General features: G+C 68.1%; 20 protein-coding genes. 16 read left to right on the top strand and 4 right to left on the bottom strand.

Translation table 11 applies throughout. The features are described 5' to 3' along the window. Positions 1–8: 8 nt before the first annotated feature. The 6 genes from G0D83_RS27035 (at position 9) to G0D83_RS27010 (ending at position 3,820) form a co-directional block, all read left to right on the top strand. Complete coding sequence (locus G0D83_RS27035; protein ID WP_092427755.1) at positions 9–581, top strand: NYN domain-containing protein; 573 nt, start codon at positions 9–11, stop codon at positions 579–581. Between the two features lie 54 nt (positions 582–635). Further along, entirely contained in the window at positions 636–1,076 is a 441-nt protein-coding gene (locus tag G0D83_RS27030; RefSeq protein WP_164197624.1) for a YqaA family protein, read from the top strand. Positions 1,077–1,144: 68 nt separating this feature from the next. Further along, positions 1,145–2,095 (top strand): 4-hydroxy-3-methylbut-2-enyl diphosphate reductase, encoded by a 951-nt coding sequence (ispH, locus tag G0D83_RS27025; protein WP_164197623.1) that lies wholly within the window; start codon positions 1,145–1,147, stop codon positions 2,093–2,095. A 122-nt stretch (positions 2,096–2,217) separates the two neighbouring features. Further along, entirely contained in the window at positions 2,218–2,670 is a 453-nt protein-coding gene (locus G0D83_RS27020; protein WP_164197622.1) for a DUF3429 domain-containing protein, read from the top strand. 69 nt (positions 2,671–2,739) lie between these two features. After that, the gene (gene rnhA, locus G0D83_RS27015) at positions 2,740–3,192 is read left to right on the top strand and encodes a ribonuclease HI (protein WP_108964393.1); all 453 of its coding nucleotides are present in this window, start codon (positions 2,740–2,742) and stop codon (positions 3,190–3,192) included. Between the two features lie 4 nt (positions 3,193–3,196). Next, entirely contained in the window at positions 3,197–3,820 is a 624-nt protein-coding gene (locus tag G0D83_RS27010) for a trimeric intracellular cation channel family protein (protein WP_164197621.1), read from the top strand. 124 nt (positions 3,821–3,944) lie between these two features. Here G0D83_RS27010 and G0D83_RS27005 read toward each other — a convergent pair whose 3' ends face one another. After that, the gene (locus G0D83_RS27005; protein WP_164197620.1) at positions 3,945–5,123 is read right to left on the bottom strand and encodes a MalY/PatB family protein; all 1,179 of its coding nucleotides are present in this window, start codon (positions 5,121–5,123) and stop codon (positions 3,945–3,947) included. A gap of 131 nt (positions 5,124–5,254) precedes the next feature. On the opposite strand from G0D83_RS27005, the gene def (G0D83_RS27000) reads away from it, so the two are divergent. The 6 genes from def (G0D83_RS27000) (at position 5,255) to G0D83_RS26975 (ending at position 9,173) form a co-directional block, all read left to right on the top strand. Continuing rightward, positions 5,255–5,776 (top strand): peptide deformylase, encoded by a 522-nt coding sequence (gene def / locus G0D83_RS27000; RefSeq protein WP_108964396.1) that lies wholly within the window; start codon positions 5,255–5,257, stop codon positions 5,774–5,776. Further along, a complete protein-coding gene (def, locus tag G0D83_RS26995) occupies positions 5,773–6,285 on the top strand; it encodes a peptide deformylase (protein ID WP_164197619.1) in 513 nt (170 codons plus the stop codon). The genes def (G0D83_RS27000) and def (G0D83_RS26995) overlap by 4 nt, the downstream gene beginning before the upstream one ends. Beyond that, positions 6,282–6,776: a peptide deformylase gene (gene def, locus G0D83_RS26990; RefSeq protein WP_164197618.1), complete on the top strand. Its 495-nt coding sequence runs from the start codon at positions 6,282–6,284 to the stop codon at positions 6,774–6,776. The genes def (G0D83_RS26995) and def (G0D83_RS26990) overlap by 4 nt, the downstream gene beginning before the upstream one ends. A gap of 133 nt (positions 6,777–6,909) precedes the next feature. Next, on the top strand, positions 6,910–7,824 hold the full coding sequence (fmt, locus tag G0D83_RS26985) for a methionyl-tRNA formyltransferase (RefSeq protein ID WP_164197617.1): 915 nt from the start codon (positions 6,910–6,912) through the stop codon (positions 7,822–7,824). A gap of 14 nt (positions 7,825–7,838) precedes the next feature. Then, entirely contained in the window at positions 7,839–8,075 is a 237-nt protein-coding gene (locus G0D83_RS26980) for a GlsB/YeaQ/YmgE family stress response membrane protein (protein ID WP_108964400.1), read from the top strand. A 117-nt stretch (positions 8,076–8,192) separates the two neighbouring features. Further along, positions 8,193–9,173: a glutathione S-transferase family protein gene (locus tag G0D83_RS26975; RefSeq protein WP_164197616.1), complete on the top strand. Its 981-nt coding sequence runs from the start codon at positions 8,193–8,195 to the stop codon at positions 9,171–9,173. On the opposite strand, the gene G0D83_RS26970 is transcribed toward G0D83_RS26975, so the two are convergent. Then, positions 9,170–9,556, bottom strand: a complete 387-nt coding sequence (locus G0D83_RS26970) for a response regulator transcription factor (protein WP_164197615.1) — start codon at positions 9,554–9,556, stop codon at positions 9,170–9,172. The genes G0D83_RS26975 and G0D83_RS26970 overlap by 4 nt on opposite strands. 244 nt (positions 9,557–9,800) lie before the next feature. Here G0D83_RS26970 and G0D83_RS26965 point away from each other — a divergent pair, with 244 nt between their 5' ends. Further along, entirely contained in the window at positions 9,801–10,976 is a 1,176-nt protein-coding gene (locus G0D83_RS26965) for a lytic murein transglycosylase (RefSeq protein WP_164197614.1), read from the top strand. A gap of 63 nt (positions 10,977–11,039) precedes the next feature. Here the strand turns inward: G0D83_RS26965 and G0D83_RS26960 are convergent, their stop codons facing one another. Beyond that, positions 11,040–12,368 carry an amidase gene (locus G0D83_RS26960; protein WP_164197613.1) on the bottom strand — a complete coding sequence of 443 codons (1,329 nt, stop codon included), beginning with the start codon at positions 12,366–12,368 and terminating at the stop codon, positions 11,040–11,042. A 119-nt stretch (positions 12,369–12,487) separates the two neighbouring features. Between G0D83_RS26960 and G0D83_RS26955 the strand changes: the two genes are divergently transcribed. Further along, positions 12,488–13,705: a UbiH/UbiF/VisC/COQ6 family ubiquinone biosynthesis hydroxylase gene (locus G0D83_RS26955; RefSeq protein WP_164197612.1), complete on the top strand. Its 1,218-nt coding sequence runs from the start codon at positions 12,488–12,490 to the stop codon at positions 13,703–13,705. Positions 13,706–13,821: 116 nt separating this feature from the next. On the opposite strand, the gene G0D83_RS26950 is transcribed toward G0D83_RS26955, so the two are convergent. Beyond that, positions 13,822–15,375: a DUF2125 domain-containing protein gene (locus tag G0D83_RS26950; RefSeq protein ID WP_164197611.1), complete on the bottom strand. Its 1,554-nt coding sequence runs from the start codon at positions 15,373–15,375 to the stop codon at positions 13,822–13,824. 133 nt (positions 15,376–15,508) lie between these two features. On the opposite strand from G0D83_RS26950, the gene G0D83_RS26945 reads away from it, so the two are divergent. Together G0D83_RS26945 and G0D83_RS26940 are read left to right on the top strand one after the other, a co-directional pair. Continuing rightward, positions 15,509–16,258, top strand: coding sequence for an SDR family oxidoreductase (locus tag G0D83_RS26945; RefSeq protein ID WP_164197610.1), 750 nt, complete (start codon positions 15,509–15,511; stop codon positions 16,256–16,258). Beyond that, positions 16,255–16,863: an enoyl-CoA hydratase/isomerase family protein gene (locus G0D83_RS26940; RefSeq protein ID WP_164197609.1), complete on the top strand. Its 609-nt coding sequence runs from the start codon at positions 16,255–16,257 to the stop codon at positions 16,861–16,863. The genes G0D83_RS26945 and G0D83_RS26940 overlap by 4 nt, the downstream gene beginning before the upstream one ends. The last annotated feature ends 52 nt before the right edge of the window (positions 16,864–16,915 follow it).

Genomic DNA, 16,915 nt, shown 5'->3' with positions numbered 1-16,915 from the left:
GACATTTGATGTTTTACAAGGACGAACGGTTGGCGCTGTTCATCGACGGGTCGAACCTGTACGCAGCCGCCAAAGCCCTCGGCTTCGACATCGACTACAAGCTGCTCAGACAAGAATTCGTGCGTCGCGGCAAGATGGTGCGCGCATTCTATTACACGGCACTTCTCGAAAATGACGAATACTCGCCGATCCGCCCGCTCGTGGACTGGCTGCACTACAACGGCTTCACCATGGTGACCAAGCCCGCGAAGGAATATACCGACGCGCAGGGCCGCCGTAAGGTGAAGGGAAACATGGACATCGAGCTGACCGTCGATGCCATGGAACTGGCGCCGCGCGTCGATCACATCGTGCTGTTCTCTGGGGATGGGGACTTCCGGCCGCTGATCGAAAGCCTGCAGCGTCAAGGCGTTAGGGTCTCGGTCGTCTCGACGATCCGCAGCCAGCCGCCGATGATCGCGGACGAGCTGCGCCGCCAGGCCGACAACTTCATCGAGCTCGACGAGCTGCGCGAAGTGATCGGCCGCCCTCCGCGTGAACAACAGGCGGAGCGCAATTTCGAGGTCGCCAACGGGAACTGATCCCTTGGTGCCTTCCAAGACTGGCGGATCTTATGGGGATGAGGTCCGCCGATCATGCTAGGTGAGGCTGCCAGTTACGGCGGCCTCTTCGTCGCGGCTTTCGGAGCCGCGACAATCCTGCCGTTCCAGTCGGAACTTATCTTCGTCGGCTTACAACTCGGCTCGAACCTGCCGATCTGGGCACTGGTGCTCGTGGCGAGCATCGGCAACACGCTCGGCTCTGTGGTCAATTACGCGCTTGGCGCCGGGCTCGAGCATTTCCGCCATCGTCGCTGGTTTCCCGTCACCGAGGCTCAGCTCGAGCGGGCGCAGCGCTGGTACGCCAAATGGGGTATCTGGTCGCTGCTGCTGAGCTGGGCACCGCTGGGCGATGGCTTCACCGTGGTCGCGGGAATCATGCGCACCCCGCTCTGGCTCTTCGTGCTGCTTGTCGCCGTGGCAAAGACCGGGCGTTATATCATACTGGCCTGGTTGACCGCTGCGACCCTGGGCTGAGCCTCTGGACCCGCGCCCGCAGAGCCACTAGGTCTGGGACAACAGGAGACGCACCGGTGACCAAAGCCATGACCAAAGCCCCTCTCACCCTCTATCTCGCCGCGCCGCGCGGGTTCTGCGCCGGCGTCGACCGGGCGATCAAGATCGTCGAGATGGCGCTCGAGAAATGGGGCGCGCCGGTCTACGTGCGGCACGAGATCGTGCACAACAAGTTCGTCGTCGACGGGCTGCGTGACAAGGGCGCGGTCTTTGTCGAGGAACTCGAGGACTGCCCGCCCGACCGTCCGGTGATCTTTTCCGCCCACGGCGTGCCCAAGGCGGTGCCCGCCGAGGCGGCGCGGCGCGAGATGGTCTACGTCGATGCCACCTGCCCCTTGGTTTCGAAGGTGCACATCGAGGCCGCCCGTCACCACGACAACGGCCTGCAGATGATCATGATCGGCCACGAGGGGCACCCGGAGACCGTCGGCACCATGGGGCAGCTCCCCGAGGGCGAAGTGCGGCTGGTCGAGACCGTCGCGGATGTGGCCGAGGTCGAGGTTCGTGATCCCGAACGTCTTGCCTTCGTCACCCAGACCACGCTGTCGGTCGACGACACGGTGGACATCGTTGCGGCGCTGCGCGCCCGCTTCCCCGCCATCGTCGGTCCGCACAAGGAAGACATCTGCTACGCCACCACCAACCGCCAGGAGGCGGTGAAGGCGATCGCCCCCGGTTGCGACGCGCTGTTGGTCGTGGGGGCGCCAAATTCCTCGAACTCCAAGCGGCTGGTCGAGGTGGCGCGCAAGGCGGGCTGCAGCTACGCCCAGCTGGTCCAACGCGCCGAGGACATCGACTGGCGCGCGCTCGAGGGCATCCGCGCGGTGGGCGTGACCGCCGGAGCCTCGGCCCCCGAGGTGCTGATCGACGAGGTGGTTGCCGCCTTCGGCGCGCGCTACGACATGACCGTCGAGAAGGTCGAGACCGCGCAGGAGAACGTCGAGTTCAAGGTGCCGCGCGTGCTGCGCGTGCCGGCCTGACACTTCCGCACCGCGCGTTCCGTGCGCGGCGTTGACAGCGGGCGGCCAATCGGAAACCTTGCGGCGCAAGCACCCGCCGAAGGAGAGACCATGCCCCGCCCAACCCATTCGCGGAGCCGCGCATGAGTTCCGTGCCCCGCGCCCCGCTGATCCTCGCGCTCGCCGGCCTGCTGCCTTTCCTCTGGTCGGTGGCCACGCATTTCAACGGCGCGCTCTACGATTGGTCGCTGGCCCATCTCGGCAGCCGCTTCGTTGCGCCCTACCTGCAGCTCTCGTACGGCACGGTGATCCTCGGCTTCATGTCGGGCGTGCTCTGGGGCTTCGCGACCAAGGCTGGCGGTGCCAAGGCGGCGACGGCCTACGCGCTGTCGGTGCTGCCCGCGCTCTGGGCCTTTTTCATGGTGGGCGGCGGGCCGGTGGCGGCGGCGACGAACCTCGTCTTCGGCTTCCTCGGCCTGCTGCTGCTCGACGCCTTCTTCCAGCTCTGGGGGCTGACTCCGCGTTGGTGGCTGGCGCTGCGCGTGCCGCTGACCGCCGCGGTCGTCGCCTGCCTGTCGGTCGAGGCCTTCCTGTGAGCGACGCGTGCCGGGCGTCGCCGCTCGGGCTTGACGGCACCTCCGAGCCATGGCTTAGCGTGCTCGCCCATGGCTGACCTATATGCATATACCGACGGAGCCTGCTCCGGTAATCCCGGCCCCGGTGGCTGGGGCGTTCTCATGCGCGCGATGGAGGGCGAGACCGTCGCCAAGGAGCGCGAGCTCAAGGGCGGCGAGGCGGAGACCACCAACAACCGCATGGAATTGATGGCGGCGATCAGCGCGCTCGAGGCGCTGTCGCGCCCGTCGAGGATTACCGTCGTCACCGATAGCGCCTACGTGAAGAACGGCGTTACCGGCTGGATCCACGGCTGGAAGCGCAACGGCTGGAAGACCGCCGCCAAGAAGCCGGTGAAGAATGCCGAGCTCTGGCAGCGGCTGGACGAGGCGCAGAAGCGCCACGACGTCACCTGGGAATGGGTCAAGGGCCACGCCGGCCATCCCGAGAACGAGCGCGCGGACGAGCTGGCGCGGGCGGGCATGGCGCCCTTCAAGGGCTGACGCCATGTCGCCGCTGGTCTTGCTCGACTATGCTTCGGTGCTGATCTTCGCCCTCACCGGGGCGCTCGTCGCCAGCCGGTCGCAGCTCGATGTGGTGGGCTTTGCCTTTCTCGCCTGCCTGACCGCCGTCGGCGGCGGCACCACGCGCGATCTGCTGCTCGACCGCCACCCGGTGTTCTGGATCGCCGAGCCCACCTATCTCGCCATCGCCTGCGCCGCCGCGTTGCTGGTCTTCTTCACCGCGCACCGGCTGGAGAGCCGGGCCAAGGCGATCCTTTGGCTCGATGCCGCGGCGCTTTCGGTGGCGGTGGCCGCGGGCAGCTCCATCGCGCAGGCCGAGGGCGCGGCCTGGGGCGTGGTGCTGGTGATGGGGGTGATGACGGGCTGCCTCGGCGGGCTGATGCGCGACGTGGTGGCCAACGAGGTGCCGCTGCTGCTCAAGCAGGGCGAGCCCTATGCCACCTGCGCGCTCTGCGGCGCGCTGGCGCTGCTGGCGGCTGGCTGGCTGGGCCTGCCGCCCTTCTCGGCGGCGCTGGTCTGCGCCGGGGTGACCTTTGCCCTGCGCGCCTCGGCCCTGGCCTTTGGCTGGGGCATCCCGGTCTACAAGTCGCGCCCGCCGCGGGCCTGACGGTCGCCCTGTAGGGCGAGGGGCGCTGCCCCTTGTGCGCCCCGGGCGTAGTTTCAAAGAGAAGAAGGGAAGGAATCAAGACGGCTGGGGGCGCGGCGCCTGCGGCGCCCGCAGCCGATCCGGGTCACTGCAGGTCGGCGAAGGCCTTCTGCAGGCGGCTTCCGGCCTCGGCGATGGTGGCGCGGGGCGCGGCAAGGTTGATCCGCAGGAAGGTCTCGCCGCCGGTGCCGAAGGAGGGGCCGGGGCTGACGGCGATCTTGGCGATATCACGCACCCGCGCGTTGACCTCCTCGAAGTCCATGCCGGTGCCCGAGAAGTCCACCCAGGCGAGATAGGTCGCCTGCAGCGGCATCGAGCGCAGGCCGGGGATGGCGTTGACCATTTCGTCAAAGAGCGCCCGGTTGCCCTCGAGATGGGCGATCTGCGCGTCGACCCATTCCGCGCCCTCGGGCGAATAGGCGGCCGCGGTCATGATCAGGCCGAGCGCGTTGGGCTTGCTGTCGAGCGCGGTCAGGCGGTGCTCCATCCGCTGGCGCAGCCCGGCGTCGCTGATGGTCAGCGCCCCGACGCGCTGGCCCGCGATGTTGAAGGTCTTCGACGCGGCGGTGAGGGTGATCAGACGGTCTTCGCTTTCAGGGGCCGCCACGGCCATCGGCACGAAGGTCTCGCCCTTGTAGACGAGATCGTGGTGCACCTCGTCCGACAACAGCATCAGGTTGTTGCGCTTGGCAAACTCGGCAACTGCGCGCAGCTCGTCCGCGGTCCAGATCCGGCCCGAGGGGTTCTGCGGCGAGCACCAGATCAGCATGGTCTCCTTGCCGGTAAGCCGCGCCTGCGCGTCCTCGAGGTCGAGTTCGTAGCGGTCGCCCTCGCGCTTCAGCGGGCATTCGGTGACCACGCGGTCGGCGCGGCGGATCTTGGCGGCGAACTCGTGGTAGACCGGCGAGAAGATCGCCACGTGGTCGCCCGGGGCGGTGTAAACGTCGAGGCACATGGCCACGCCGTTGCCCAGCCCGTGCACCGGCACGATCCACTCCTGCTCGATGTGCCAGCCGTGGCGCTCTTTCATCCACCATTGCACCGCGCTGGTGTAGAGCCCCATCGCCGAGAAATACCCGAAGACGCCCAGATCGACCTGCGCCTGCAGCGCGTCACGCACGCAGGGTGCGGTGGGATAATCGGAATCGGCGGTCCACATCGCCAGACCGTCCTCCTGCGGCACGCCGAAGAGCTTCTCCATGAGGTCCCACTTGGCCGAGCCGGTGCCGCGGCGGTCGATCGGTTGGTCGAAGAGGTCTTTCATGGTCTCACTGTCACTTTCTGCTCTGGAACTGCCGGAATGCTGCTGCGGACGCTAGCGGCTTGGCGCCCGAGTGCAAGGGGCGGGGGCGCGGGCATCTTGCGCGCTCACGCGCATTTGCCTAAGTGAAGCGCATGAAACGCCCCATCCTCATCCACCCCGATCCGCGGCTGAAGAAGCTCTGTGCGCCGGTGCCCGACCTGTCGGACGAGCTGCGCGTGCTGGCTGACGACATGCTCGAGACTATGTATGACGCGCCGGGCATCGGGCTGGCGGCGCCGCAGATCGGCGTGCTGGAACGGCTGATCGTGCTCGATTGCACGCGCCCCGATGACGGCGACACGCCGCGCCCGCTGGTGATGTTCAACCCGCGGGTGATCGCCAGCTCGGACGAACGCAACGTCTACGAGGAAGGCTGCCTGTCGATCCCCGAGCAATATGCCGAGGTCGAGCGGCCGAAGATTGTCGAAGTCGAATGGCTGGACCGCGACGGGAAGCTGCAGAAGGAAGAGTTCGACGGTCTCTGGGCGACCTGCGTGCAGCACGAGATCGACCACCTCGACGGCAAGCTCTTCATCGACTACCTCAAGCCGCTCAAGCGCCAGATGATCACCCGCAAGATGGTCAAGCTGAAGCGCGAGAGGGCACGGATTTGAGCCTGCTGCCGATCCTGCGCTGGCCCGACCCGCGTCTGTCGCAGCGCTGCGCCGAGGTCGGCTCGGTGACCGATGTGGCCGGGCTGGTCAGCGATCTTTTCGAGACCATGTACGATGCCCCCGGCCGCGGCCTCGCCGCGCCGCAGGTGGGCGCAATGGTGCGGGTCTTCGTCATGGACGCGGGCTGGAAGGACGGCGAGATGACGCCGCGCGCCTGCATCAACCCCGAGATCACCTGGGCCTCGGACGAGCGGGTGACTGGCCCGGAGGGCTGCCTGTCGATCCCCGGTGTCACCGCGCAGGTCGCGCGTCACGCCCGCATCCGCCTGGCCTATACCGATCTCACCGGCGAGGTGCAGGAGGTCGATCTGGCGGGTGCCGAGGCGATCGTCGCGCAGCACGAGTACGACCATCTGGACGGTCTGGTGCATTTTGACCGCCTCGACGCCGAGGCGCGTAGCGCGCTGGTCGCCGACTACGAGGCGCTGGCGCAAGGAAGCTGCCAATGACCGCACGCCCCTGCATTCCCTGGCCCGACAAGCGCCTGCGCACGCCCGCCGCGCCGGTCGAGGCGATCACCGACGAGATTCGCCGCGTCTGGGACGACATGATCGACACGATGGAGGCGATGCCCGGCGTTGGCCTTGCTGCACCTCAGATCGGGGTGATGCTGCGGCTCGCCGTGGTCGATGCCTCGGAGGAGCGCGGCAAGGCGATCCGCATGGCCAACCCCGAGATCCTGCACGCCTCGGTGAAGATGAATAGCCATGAAGAGGCGAGCCCGAACCTGCCCGGCGTCTGGGCCAAGATCGAGCGCCCGCGCGGCGTGACCGTGCGCTTCATGAACGCCGAGGGCGAGATGCAGGAGCAGGACTTCGTCGGGCTCTGGGCGACTTCGGTGCAGCACCAGGTCGATCACCTGAACGGCAAGATGTATTTCGATCATCTCGGTAAGGTGAAGCGCGACATGCTGATCCGCCGCTCCAAGAAGCGCGGCTGACGCACGCCCTTGTCCGAGGCTGCGCTGGCGGCGAGGGCGGAATTTGCGTATTTGTCAAAGTGAAGAAGGGGCGGGCGCTGTCGGGCGAGCCGTTACCCTTGGGGTATCTTTGGAAACAGGAAAGGGGCGGCGGATGCGCGTGGTCTTCATGGGAACGCCGGACTTTTCGGTGCCGGTGCTCGAGTCGCTGGTCGGGGCCGGACACGAGATCGCCGCGGTCTACAGCCAGCCGCCGCGGCCCGCCGGGCGCGGCAAGAAGGACCGGCCCTCGCCGGTGCAGGCCCGCGCCGAGGCGCTGGGGTTGGAGGTGCGCCACCCGGCGAGCCTGCGGGGGGCTGACGAGCAGGCGGAATTCGCCGCGCTGAAGGCCGATGTGGCGGTGGTCGTGGCCTACGGGCTGATCCTGCCGCAGGCGATCCTCGATGCGCCTGCGCGCGGCTGTCTGAATATCCACGCGTCCTTGCTGCCGCGCTGGCGCGGGGCGGCGCCGATCCACCGGGCGATCCTGTCCGGCGACCCGGAGACCGGCGTGTGCATCATGCAGATGGAGGCGGGGCTCGACACCGGTCCGGTGCTGCTGCGCGAGGCGCTCACCATTGGCGCCGAGGAGACCACCGGGGAGTTGCATGACCGGCTCTCCAAGATGGGCGCCCGGCTTATCGTCACCGCGCTCGAGCGGCTGGACCTGCTGGAGCCAGTGCCGCAGCCCGAGGCGGGGGTGACCTATGCGCAGAAGATCGACAAGGCCGAGGCGGTGCTGGACTGGAGCCTGCCCGCCGAGGAGGTCTCGCGGCGAATCCGCGGGCTGGCGCCCTTCCCGGGGGCCTGGACCATGGTGGATGGCGAGCGCGTCAAGCTCCTCGGCGCGCGGGTGGTTCCGGGCGAGGGCGCGCCGGGCGAGGCGCTGGACGGGGGCTTCGTCATCGCCTGCGGCTCGGGCGCGGTGCAGATCACCCGGGCGCAGCGCGCGGGCAAGGGCGCGCAGGATGCGGAGACCTTCCTGCGCGGCATGAAGGTTCCCGCCGGCACGGTGCTGGGCGGCGCATAGCGGGAGGACACGGCATGGGCATTCTCTGGCTTCTGATCATCGGCGCCGCGGCGGGCTTCTTTGCCACGCGAGTCATGCAGGTGCGGACTGGCGTGCTGCAGACGGTGGCCCTCGGCATGGGCGGCGCGCTCATCGGCGGGCTTGTGCTGCGCGGGCTGATCGCGGTGACCGGTGCGCTCGCCGGGCTCATCGGCGCGGTGCTGGGCGCGATGCTGCTGATCTGGATCCTTCAGAGGTTCGGGTCGCGCTGAGCTAGCACGCCCCGGCTGTGCGCTCATGCCGGAGGGGCTGCGCGCGGGTGCCTGTTTGCCGGGACAGGCAGCTCCCCTACGTATTTCTTGAAAGAAAACGCAGGGAGCGCGCACATCATGGGCCAACTGGTCGACGGCGAATGGCAGGACACCTGGTATGACACCAGCAAGACCGGCGGGAAATTTGTCCGGTCCACTGCCAAGTTCCGCAACTGGATCACTGCGGACGGCAGCGCAGGACCCTCGGGCGAGGGCGGCTTCAAGGCCGAGCCGGACCGCTATCATCTTTACGTCAGCTATGCCTGCCCCTGGGCGCATCGAGCGCTGATTTTCCGGGCTCTCAAAGGGCTCGGTGACCTTATCCCCGTGAGCGTCGTCCATCCCGAGATGCTGTCCGAAGGCTGGGAGTTCCGCACCGACTTCGAGGGTGCCACCGGCGACCGGCTGCACGATCTGCCCTTCCTGCGCGACATCTATCTCAAAGCCGATCCGGAGATCTCGGGGCGGGTGACCGTGCCGGTGCTCTGGGATCGCCAGCGCGAGACCATCGTGTCCAACGAGAGCGCCGAGATCATCCGCATGTTCAACTCTGCCTTCGACGGGCTGACCGGCAACACGGATGACTATTGGCCCGAGGCGCTGCGCGAGGCCATCGAGCCGGTGAACGCGCGCATCTACGACACGGTCAACAACGGCGTCTACAAGGCGGGCTTCGCGACCTCGCAGGAGGCCTACGAGGCAGCGGTTCTGCCGCTCTTCGAGACGCTCGACTGGCTCGAGGCGCGCCTGTCCGGCCAGCGCTACCTGATGGGCGACCGGATCACCGAGGCCGATTGGCGGCTGTTCACCACGCTGATCCGCTTCGATACGGTCTACCATGGCCATTTCAAGTGCAACCGGCGCCGGATCGTCGACTACCCGGCGCTCTGGGCCTATGTCCGCGAGCTTTACCAATGGCCGGGCGTGGCAGAGACGGTGCGGCTCGACCACATCACGCGGCACTACCACTACAGCCACGACACGATCAATCCGCACCGCATCGTGCCGATCGGGCCGGTGCTCGAGCTCGATGCGCCGCATGGGCGCGACGCGCTCTAAAGCGCGGGCTGAGAACTCAGACGGCGCGGCGCGCCGTAATGTTCGACCATGGCGGCCAGGTCCGCGGGGGCCGTCGCCGTTGGCAGGTAGGCGCAGGCATTGGCGCAGTGACGGAAGATCGAGCCGTCAGAAAAGACTGGCGCGTTCGTCACGAAGACGACGCGACAGTTGGGCTGCCGGTAAGAGGCGAAATCCGCGACCGCAAGTGCGCTGCCCGCGGCGAGCATCAGGTCGAGCACGATCACGTCGATGTCCTCGCCGCGGAGCATCTGGGTTGCGCCCTCTTGGTCCTGCGCGACGAGGACGTTGGCGCCGTTGCCTACAAGATGGCGGCTCCAAATCCGGGCGAGGGTCTGGTCACCTTGTACGATGAGGACTTTCATTCATCATCTCCCGGTGGACACTTCCCCTTGACCGCAGCTGACCGTGATCTGTTCTCGATTTTAGCCGGATTTGTCCTGCTCCACTGTTTTCGGGCGGCTTCCTAAACAAAACATTAATTTTGCCCGGCAGCGATGAATATTCGCTCACAGGGCCTGCAACCGGGCGTGATCGGTGCGGAGCCCGGACCGCTTGCCTGCCGGTCGCGGGCTGATAGGGTGGGGGCAGTCTTTGTGCGAGGTGTCGATGCGTGTCCTGCCCTTCCTGACCGCCCTGCTGCTTCCCGTGGCGGCGCAGGCGCAATCGGTGCCCTGCGGCGGCGACTTCCGCGACTTCTTGCGCGGCGTGTCCGAAGAGGCCGTGGCGCAAGGCGCGAACCCGGCGATGGCAGAGCGCTTCTTCTCCGGCCTCAGGCAGGACCCCAAGGTCCTGAAAGCCGACCGGGCGCAGGGCATCTTTCAGGCCCCTTTCATCGAGTTCTCGCGCAAGCTGATCTCGCAGGACCGGCTCGACAAGGGGCGCCGCAAGGCCGACGAGTGGGATGCCGTTTTTGACCGGATCGAGCGCGACTACGGCATCTCTCGCGGGGTGCTGCTGGCCTTCTGGGCTTTCGAGACCGACTACGGTGGCTACCAGGGCAACTTCAACACCGCCAATGCGCTGGCCACGCTGGCGCATGATTGCCGTCGGCCCGAGCTGTTCCGCCCGCAGTTGATCGCCGCGCTCGAGCTTTACGAGCACGGCGATTTCGACCCTGCGACCACCACCGGGGCCTGGGCGGGCGAGATCGGCATGGTACAGATGCTGCCCCGGGACATCATCGAGAACGGCGTCGACGGCGATGGCGACGGGCATGTGCGGCTCAAGGCGTCGGTGCCCGATGCGCTGATGTCGGGCGCACGGATGCTCTCGGGCCTTGGCTGGCGTCCCAACGAGCCCTGGCTGCAGGAGATCACTCTACCGGCGGAGTTCGACTGGTCGATGACCGGCCTGGAAACGAGCCTGACCGTCGCCGAATGGGAGCGGCTGGGAGTTGCCGGGCGCAATGGCGCGCTGGATGACGGGCGGTTGCAGGCCTCGATCATCCTGCCACATGGGCGGGGCGGTCCTGCCTTCATCGCCTATCCGAACTTCCGGGTTTTCTTCGAGTGGAACCAGAGCTTCACCTACGTGCTGACCGCGGGGTACTTCGCCACAAGGCTCGAGGGCGCGCCGGTCTACGACGCGGGCAGCCCTGCGCCGGGGCTTTCGGGGCCGCAGATGCAGCAGTTGCAGCGCAAGTTGCAGGCGCGCGGCTTCGACGTCGGAGAGGCGGATGGCATCCTCGGCGCGGGGACGCGGAGCGCAGTGCGGAAGGTGCAGGCCGAGATGGGCCTTGCTGTCGATGGCTGGCCAACGGCAGAGCTGCTGCAGGGCTTCTGAACGTAATGCTGCAGGCCTGCGGAAAGGGCCGGGCGGACAACGCCCGGCCTTGGTGTTTTCCGATCAGGCGAGAGCGGTTTCGGCGGCGGCGGAGAGGCGCAGGAGGCGGTCCTCCTCCATCGGCGCGGCCATCAGCGAAATCCCGCAGCTCGGCGTGCCGGTGGGCAGCGTGGTCGCGCAGAGCCCCATGACATTGCCGACCCGAGTGTTGCGCAGGGTGAGCAGGTTCTCGGTCACGTAGTAGTCGTCGTCGCTGAGCAGCCGGTCGACCTTGGGCGGCAGGTTCGGGGCGCTGGGGCAAAGCACCGCGTCGAAGCCCGCGGTGGCCTCGGCCCAGGCGGCGCGGGCCTGCATCATCCGCTCCCAAGCACGGAGGTACTCGGCGGCGGTGAAGGCCTTGCCGCCCTCGAAACGCTCGCGGATTGGCGCGAACATCAGATCGCCGCGGTCGGTGATGTCATCACCCCAGGTGGCCCAGGCTTCCGCGGTGTAGAGCACGGCGGCGTCGCCCATGGGGATGGCGACCTCGGGCACGTCGAGCGGCACGATCTCGGCGCCCGCGGCTCCCAGTCGCTCAAGCGCCGAATGGTAGGCGGCGGCCGGCTCGGGGCGCAGCCCGTCCATGACGATGGTGGTGAGCGCGGCGAAGCGCACGCCTTCGAGGGAGGCGCCGGTCAGGTCGGGGACACGGCGACCCTCGAGGGCGGCAAGCATCAGCGCCGCGTCTTCGACGGTGCGGCACAGCGGGCCGACCGTGTCGAAGCGCGAGGCCAGCGGCACCGCGCCGACCAGCGACAGGCGCCCCGCGGTGGTCTTGAGGCCGACGAGATCGTTCCAGGCCGCGGGGATGCGCACCGAGCCGCCGGTGTCCGAGCCGACCGCGGCGGCGGCAAGGCCGAAGGCGACCGAGGCCGCGGCGCCCGAGGAGGACCCGCCCGCCACCGCCTCGGCGTCATTGACCGAGGGCGGGGTCGCGGTGACCGGGTTCAGACCGAGGCCGGAGAAGGCCAGCTCCGACAAGTGAGTCTTGCCGAGGCAGACCAGCCCCATGGCGGTGGCGGTCTGCAGCACTTCGGCGTCGGTCTCGGGCACCCGGCCCTCAAGCAGCTTCGAGCCCGCCTCGGTCGCCACGCCGGCCGTGTCGAAGAGGTCCTTCCAGCTCACCGGCACGCCGTCGAGCGGCGAGAGGCGCATGCCCGCCTTGGCGCGGGCGCTAGCGGCTTTCGCCTCGGCCAGTGCGCGGTCAGGCGTCACCCGCGCGTAAATGCGATCCCTCAGCGGGTGCGCCGCGATTTTGTCGAGATAGGCCTGCGCCAGATCGACCGGGTCGACTTCGCCCGCACCGATCGCCCGCCCCAGCTCTGCCGCGCTTTTCCCTGTCCAGTCCGTCATGCCGCTTTCCTTGTTGAGGCCGCCTTCCATCCTGGGCGGCTTTGCTTTTTTCGATTGGCGCGACGGTAGCGGCACGGCGGCGCATGGACAATCCCACCCGCAGGACCATAGTACGCCCCATGACACAGGACAGCGATCTGCTCATTATCGGCGGCGGCCTCAACGGGCCAGCCCTTGCGCTGGCGGCGGCCAAGGCCGGCCTCAGCGCCACCGTCATCGACGCCCTGCCCGCCGAGATGCGGGCCGACCCCGAGTTCGATGGCCGCGCCTACGCGCTGGCGCTTGCCTCGGTGCGGCTGCTGGCCAATCTCGGGCTGTGGGAGCAGCTTTCCCCCGACGCCCAGCCGATGAGCGCGATCCGTGTCACCGACGGGCGGGTTGGCGAGGCGGAGGTCTTTCTCGGGCTCGATTTCGCCTCGGCGGAAATCGAGGAAGGCCCGATGGGCCATATGGTCGAAGACCGCTTCCTGCGCCGCGCTCTGCTCGAGGCGATGACCGCCGAGCCGCTGGTCACCCATCGCGCCTCGGCGACGGTGGTCGGGCAGGCGGTGGACGTCTCGGGGGTCACGGTGACCCTGGCGGATGGCGGCACCCTGCGCGGGCGGCTGCTGATCGGTGCGGACGGGCGCAGCAGCGGCACCGCCGCGCGCGCCGGGATCAGGCGCATGGGCTGGAGCTACGGGCAGACCGCGCTGGTCTGCGCCATCGCGCACGAACTGCCGCACGAGGGCGTGGCGCATCAGTTCTTCATGCCGAGCGGGCCGCTCGCCATCCTGCCGCTCACCGGCAACCGCAGTTCGATCGTCTGGAGCGAGAAGGACGCATTGGCCCGTGCCATCCACGCCCTGCCGGACGAGGAATACCTGCAGGTGCTGCGCCCGCGTTTCGGCGACTTCCTCGGCGAGATATCCCTCGCCGGGCCGCGCTACACCTACCCGTTGGGGCTGACCCTGGCGAATGCCTTCATCGCCGATCGGCTGGCGCTGGTGGGAGACGCGGCGCATGGCATGCACCCGATCGCCGGGCAGGGGCTCAACGCCGGGCTGCGCGACGTGGCGGCGCTGGCGCATGTTCTGACCCATGCGCAGCGGCGCGGCGAGGATGTGGCCTCGCCTCTGGTGCTGGCGCGGTACCAAAGCTGGCGTCGCTTCGACACGGCGGCGCTGGCGGCGGCGACGGATCTGTTCAACCGGCTCTTCTCGAACGACAACCCGATCCTGCGCGCCGGGCGCGACCTTGGCATGGCGCTGGTGCAGGGTGTCCCCGGCCTGCGCCGCAACTTCGTGCGCGAGGCGGCGGGGCTTACTGGCGAGTTGCCGGATCTCATGGCGAAATAGGGCGGGCTAGCCAAATTCCTTCGAGGGAGCTCGCAAATCCCTTCGTAGAGATTTGCGCGGGAGCATAAGAAACAGCGGGCGGATGCATCGGTCCGCCCGCTGCTTTTCTAGGGGCGTTACTTGATCCGCTGGCCGTTGGCGAGGATCTGACCCTGCTCGTTCACCTCGATGGTCGAAGTCTGGGTGTCCGGCTCGGAGCCCGGCACGGTGAACATGCCCAGCATCATCCGTGCGCCCATGGCGTCCTGCTGGCTCAGCAGCCCCATGGCGATCAGCTTGTCGATCAGCCCGTTGGCGCCGCTGATGTTGAAGGTCACTTCGCCTTCGGGCGCAGGCATGCCGCCGAAGCTCTGGGTGTCCTCCTGGTTGAAGGCGAAATCGCCCTGTCCGGTGATTTCCGCTCCCGCAGCCGAGACCGTCAGGCTGTTCAGCGTGAGCGCGTTGAGCTCCGCCGGCGGGGTCTCTTCCTCCTCGAGCTTTGTCAGCCCGGCGGGGTCAAAGAGCGAGACCAACGGTGTCACCTTGCCGGTGAGGTCGAAGGCCAGCGTGGCCGGATCGCGCGGCAGCGTGGCGCCGGGATCGAAGATGCCCCAGATCGCATCCGACAGGGTCAGCCCGCCGAGGGTCACCCCGAGGGCCATGTCCTGCGGTGTGTCGGATTTCGCCAGCGGCATCGATAGGTTCAGGCTGAGTTGATCGATCGCGGCACTGATCGGGAAGGGCAGATCGCCGCCCTCGGCCTCGTAGCTGAGCGCCTTGAGGCCGAAGGCATAGCTCATCCGGGTGCTGTCGATCGCGCCTTCGAGCGAGCCGCCCTGAGAGCTGCTGCTGCCGGTCATCGTCTCGCCGCCGTCGGTCAGGGCAAAGGTGGTCTGGCCGCTGTCGAAGGTGATTGTGCCGCTGCCCTCGAAACCGGCGCCCATGATCGCGACGGCATCGCTGCCGGGCGCAGCTTCGGGGATCACCGATTCGCCGCGGCTGGTCAGGCCGGTCACCCGACCCGAGACCTGTCCGGTGCTGCCTGGCTGCTCGGGATCGCTGCCCGAGAGGTCGTAGCGCAGCTCATCCGCCTGGTAGCTGTGACTGTAGCGGCGCTTGCCGTCTGCCGTGGCGACCTGGGAGCTGCCGGAGAGCGGGCCGGTGGCGAGACTGGCACTGAATACGTCGCGGGAAAGCTCCTTGCCCTCGGCCAGAAGGCGGATCAGCTCGAGCTTGGTGGCCTCGGCGCTGTAGGTGTAGTTCAGGGCGTCGGGATCGCCCGAGGCGACGAGGCTGAGCGCCTGCTGCGCCAGCTCGAGCGTCATCTCGACCGGCTCGGTGCCCTCTTCGGAGACGCGCACCTCGATCGGCATGGGGCTCGGAAAGCGCAGCCCGACGGTGCCGTCGCCGAGATCCTCCAGAGTGAGGTCGGCAAGCCCAACTGTGACATCGCCGGCCGCCTGGCCCTCGCTCTCGGGGATCGCCATGCGCAAGGTCAGATCGCCCAACATCAGGTTGCCGCCGCTCTCGCTTTCGGTGACCGAGACCTCGTAGCCGACGCCTTCGAGCAGCTCCGACAGGTCGTCCCAGACCTCGGCGGGAGTGACATCGGCATGGGCGGGCAGCGCCAGGGTCAGCGCTGTTGCGCCGACCCCCAATCTTGCCCCGAGATCCCCAGTGAGAAACCGCATATCCAATCCTTTCAGACGTAGGCCGTAAACAATGGCCTAGAGTTCGCCTTCCCCCGCGTTGGGGTCAAGAGGCTGGACCGTGGGTAAGCCAGTGTTTACCAAGAGGGGGATTCTGCTAGCGATGGGGCAAACCATGGACCTGACGGGGAAAACCGCGCTGATCACCGGCGCGAGCCGGGGCATTGGCGCAGCGGCGGCGCGTCTTTTTGCCGAAGCCGGGGCAAATGTCGCGCTGGTGGCGCGCGGCCGCGAGGCGGTGGCCGAGCTGGCTGGCGAGATCGGGCCGAAGGCGATTGCGATCCCCTGCGACATCTCGCGCTACTGGGAGGTCGACCAGGCGGTGCAGGCCTGCGTCTCGGCCTTCGGGCGGATCGACGTGCTGGTGAACAATGCCGGGGTGATCGAGCCGATCGCGCCGCTGGCCGGCGCCGACCCCGGCGCCTGGGGGCAGGCCGTCGACGTGAATCTCAAGGGCGTTTACCACGGAATGCACGCCGCGTTGCCGCTGATGCTGGCGGCGGGGAGCGGCACGGTGCTGACCATCGGCTCCGGCGCTGCACATCACCCGCTCGAAGGCTGGTCGGCCTATTGCGCCTCGAAGGCGGGGGCGCTGATGCTGACCCGCATGGCCGATGCCGAGTACCGAGATCGCGGCATCCGCGCGATCTCGCTCTCGCCCGGCACGGTGGCCACGCAGATGCAGCGCACGATCAAGGCCTCGGGGGTGAACCCGGTCAGCGAGCTGGACTGGGAAGACCACATTCCGCCCGAGTGGGTGGCAAAGGCGCTGCTTTGGATGTGCGGGTCCGAGACCGACGACTACCTCGGCAGCGAGATCTCGCTGCGCGATGAGGCGGTGCGCCGCGCGATCGGCGTCGCATGATCTCGCTCGCGCGGGAGGGCGGTTACTGGCTGGCGGTGATCGACCGTCCCGAGAAGGCCAATTCGCTCACCCCGGAGATGCTCGAGCGCCTGTGCGAGATCGCCGAGGCGGCGCGCGAAGCGCAGGTGCTGGTGATCACCGGCACCGGGCGCGTGTTCTCGGCCGGTGCGGACCTCGAGGTGGCGCGGGCGGGGCTCGCGACCTCGCCGCTCTGGGAGCGTCTTTCCGGCGCCCTCGCGGCACTGCCGGGGCTGAGCATTTGCGCGCTCAACGGCACGGTGGCCGGCGGAGCGATGGGCATGGCGCTGGCCTGCGATCTGCGTATCGCGGTGCCAGGAGCCAAGGTTTTCTACCCGGTGATGGCGCTGGGCTTTCTGCCGCAGCCGTCGGACCCGGCGCGGCTCGCATCGCTGGTCGGCCCGGCGCGGACCAAGATGATCCTGATGGCGGGGCAGAAGGTGCCGGTGGAAGAGGCGCGGGATTGGGGGTTGATCGACCGCATCGTGGCGCCAGAGGATCTGCTGGTCACGGCGCGCGCGCTGGCCGAGGACATGTTGTCGGCCGACCCGTCGCATGCGGCCGCCATCAAGGCGCTGATCCGCTAAGGCGCCCCCCGCCAGGCGACGATGCGCGCGCGCCGTTCACCCGGCAGGGATG

The sequence above is a fragment of the Salipiger sp. PrR003 genome, from assembly GCF_010500785.1.
GTDB lineage: Bacteria > Pseudomonadota > Alphaproteobacteria > Rhodobacterales > Rhodobacteraceae > Salipiger > Salipiger pacificus_A.
The sequence above is the reverse complement of the archived record's forward strand: the minus strand, read 5'-3'. Positions and strand labels throughout refer to the sequence as shown.

Coding starts and splice junctions, on each gene's coding strand:
- ispH (WP_164197623.1), top strand. CDS start 1,145: ATGACCAAAGCCCCTCTCACCCTCTATCTCGCCGCGCCGCGCGGGTTC.
- G0D83_RS27020 (WP_164197622.1), top strand. CDS start 2,218: ATGAGTTCCGTGCCCCGCGCCCCGCTGATCCTCGCGCTCGCCGGCCTG.
- G0D83_RS27005 (WP_164197620.1), bottom strand. CDS start 5,123: ATGAAAGACCTCTTCGACCAACCGATCGACCGCCGCGGCACCGGCTCG.
- G0D83_RS26955 (WP_164197612.1), top strand. CDS start 12,488: ATGACACAGGACAGCGATCTGCTCATTATCGGCGGCGGCCTCAACGGG.
- def (WP_164197618.1), top strand. CDS start 6,282: ATGACCGCACGCCCCTGCATTCCCTGGCCCGACAAGCGCCTGCGCACG.
- G0D83_RS27010 (WP_164197621.1), top strand. CDS start 3,197: ATGTCGCCGCTGGTCTTGCTCGACTATGCTTCGGTGCTGATCTTCGCC.
- G0D83_RS26945 (WP_164197610.1), top strand. CDS start 15,509: ATGGACCTGACGGGGAAAACCGCGCTGATCACCGGCGCGAGCCGGGGC.
- G0D83_RS26960 (WP_164197613.1), bottom strand. CDS start 12,368: ATGACGGACTGGACAGGGAAAAGCGCGGCAGAGCTGGGGCGGGCGATC.
- fmt (WP_164197617.1), top strand. CDS start 6,910: ATGCGCGTGGTCTTCATGGGAACGCCGGACTTTTCGGTGCCGGTGCTC.
- G0D83_RS27030 (WP_164197624.1), top strand. CDS start 636: ATGCTAGGTGAGGCTGCCAGTTACGGCGGCCTCTTCGTCGCGGCTTTC.
- G0D83_RS26975 (WP_164197616.1), top strand. CDS start 8,193: ATGGGCCAACTGGTCGACGGCGAATGGCAGGACACCTGGTATGACACC.
- G0D83_RS26940 (WP_164197609.1), top strand. CDS start 16,255: ATGATCTCGCTCGCGCGGGAGGGCGGTTACTGGCTGGCGGTGATCGAC.
- G0D83_RS26950 (WP_164197611.1), bottom strand. CDS start 15,375: ATGCGGTTTCTCACTGGGGATCTCGGGGCAAGATTGGGGGTCGGCGCA.
- G0D83_RS26970 (WP_164197615.1), bottom strand. CDS start 9,556: ATGAAAGTCCTCATCGTACAAGGTGACCAGACCCTCGCCCGGATTTGG.
- G0D83_RS26980 (WP_108964400.1), top strand. CDS start 7,839: ATGGGCATTCTCTGGCTTCTGATCATCGGCGCCGCGGCGGGCTTCTTT.
- rnhA (WP_108964393.1), top strand. CDS start 2,740: ATGGCTGACCTATATGCATATACCGACGGAGCCTGCTCCGGTAATCCC.
- G0D83_RS26965 (WP_164197614.1), top strand. CDS start 9,801: ATGCGTGTCCTGCCCTTCCTGACCGCCCTGCTGCTTCCCGTGGCGGCG.
- def (WP_108964396.1), top strand. CDS start 5,255: ATGAAACGCCCCATCCTCATCCACCCCGATCCGCGGCTGAAGAAGCTC.
- G0D83_RS27035 (WP_092427755.1), top strand. CDS start 9: ATGTTTTACAAGGACGAACGGTTGGCGCTGTTCATCGACGGGTCGAAC.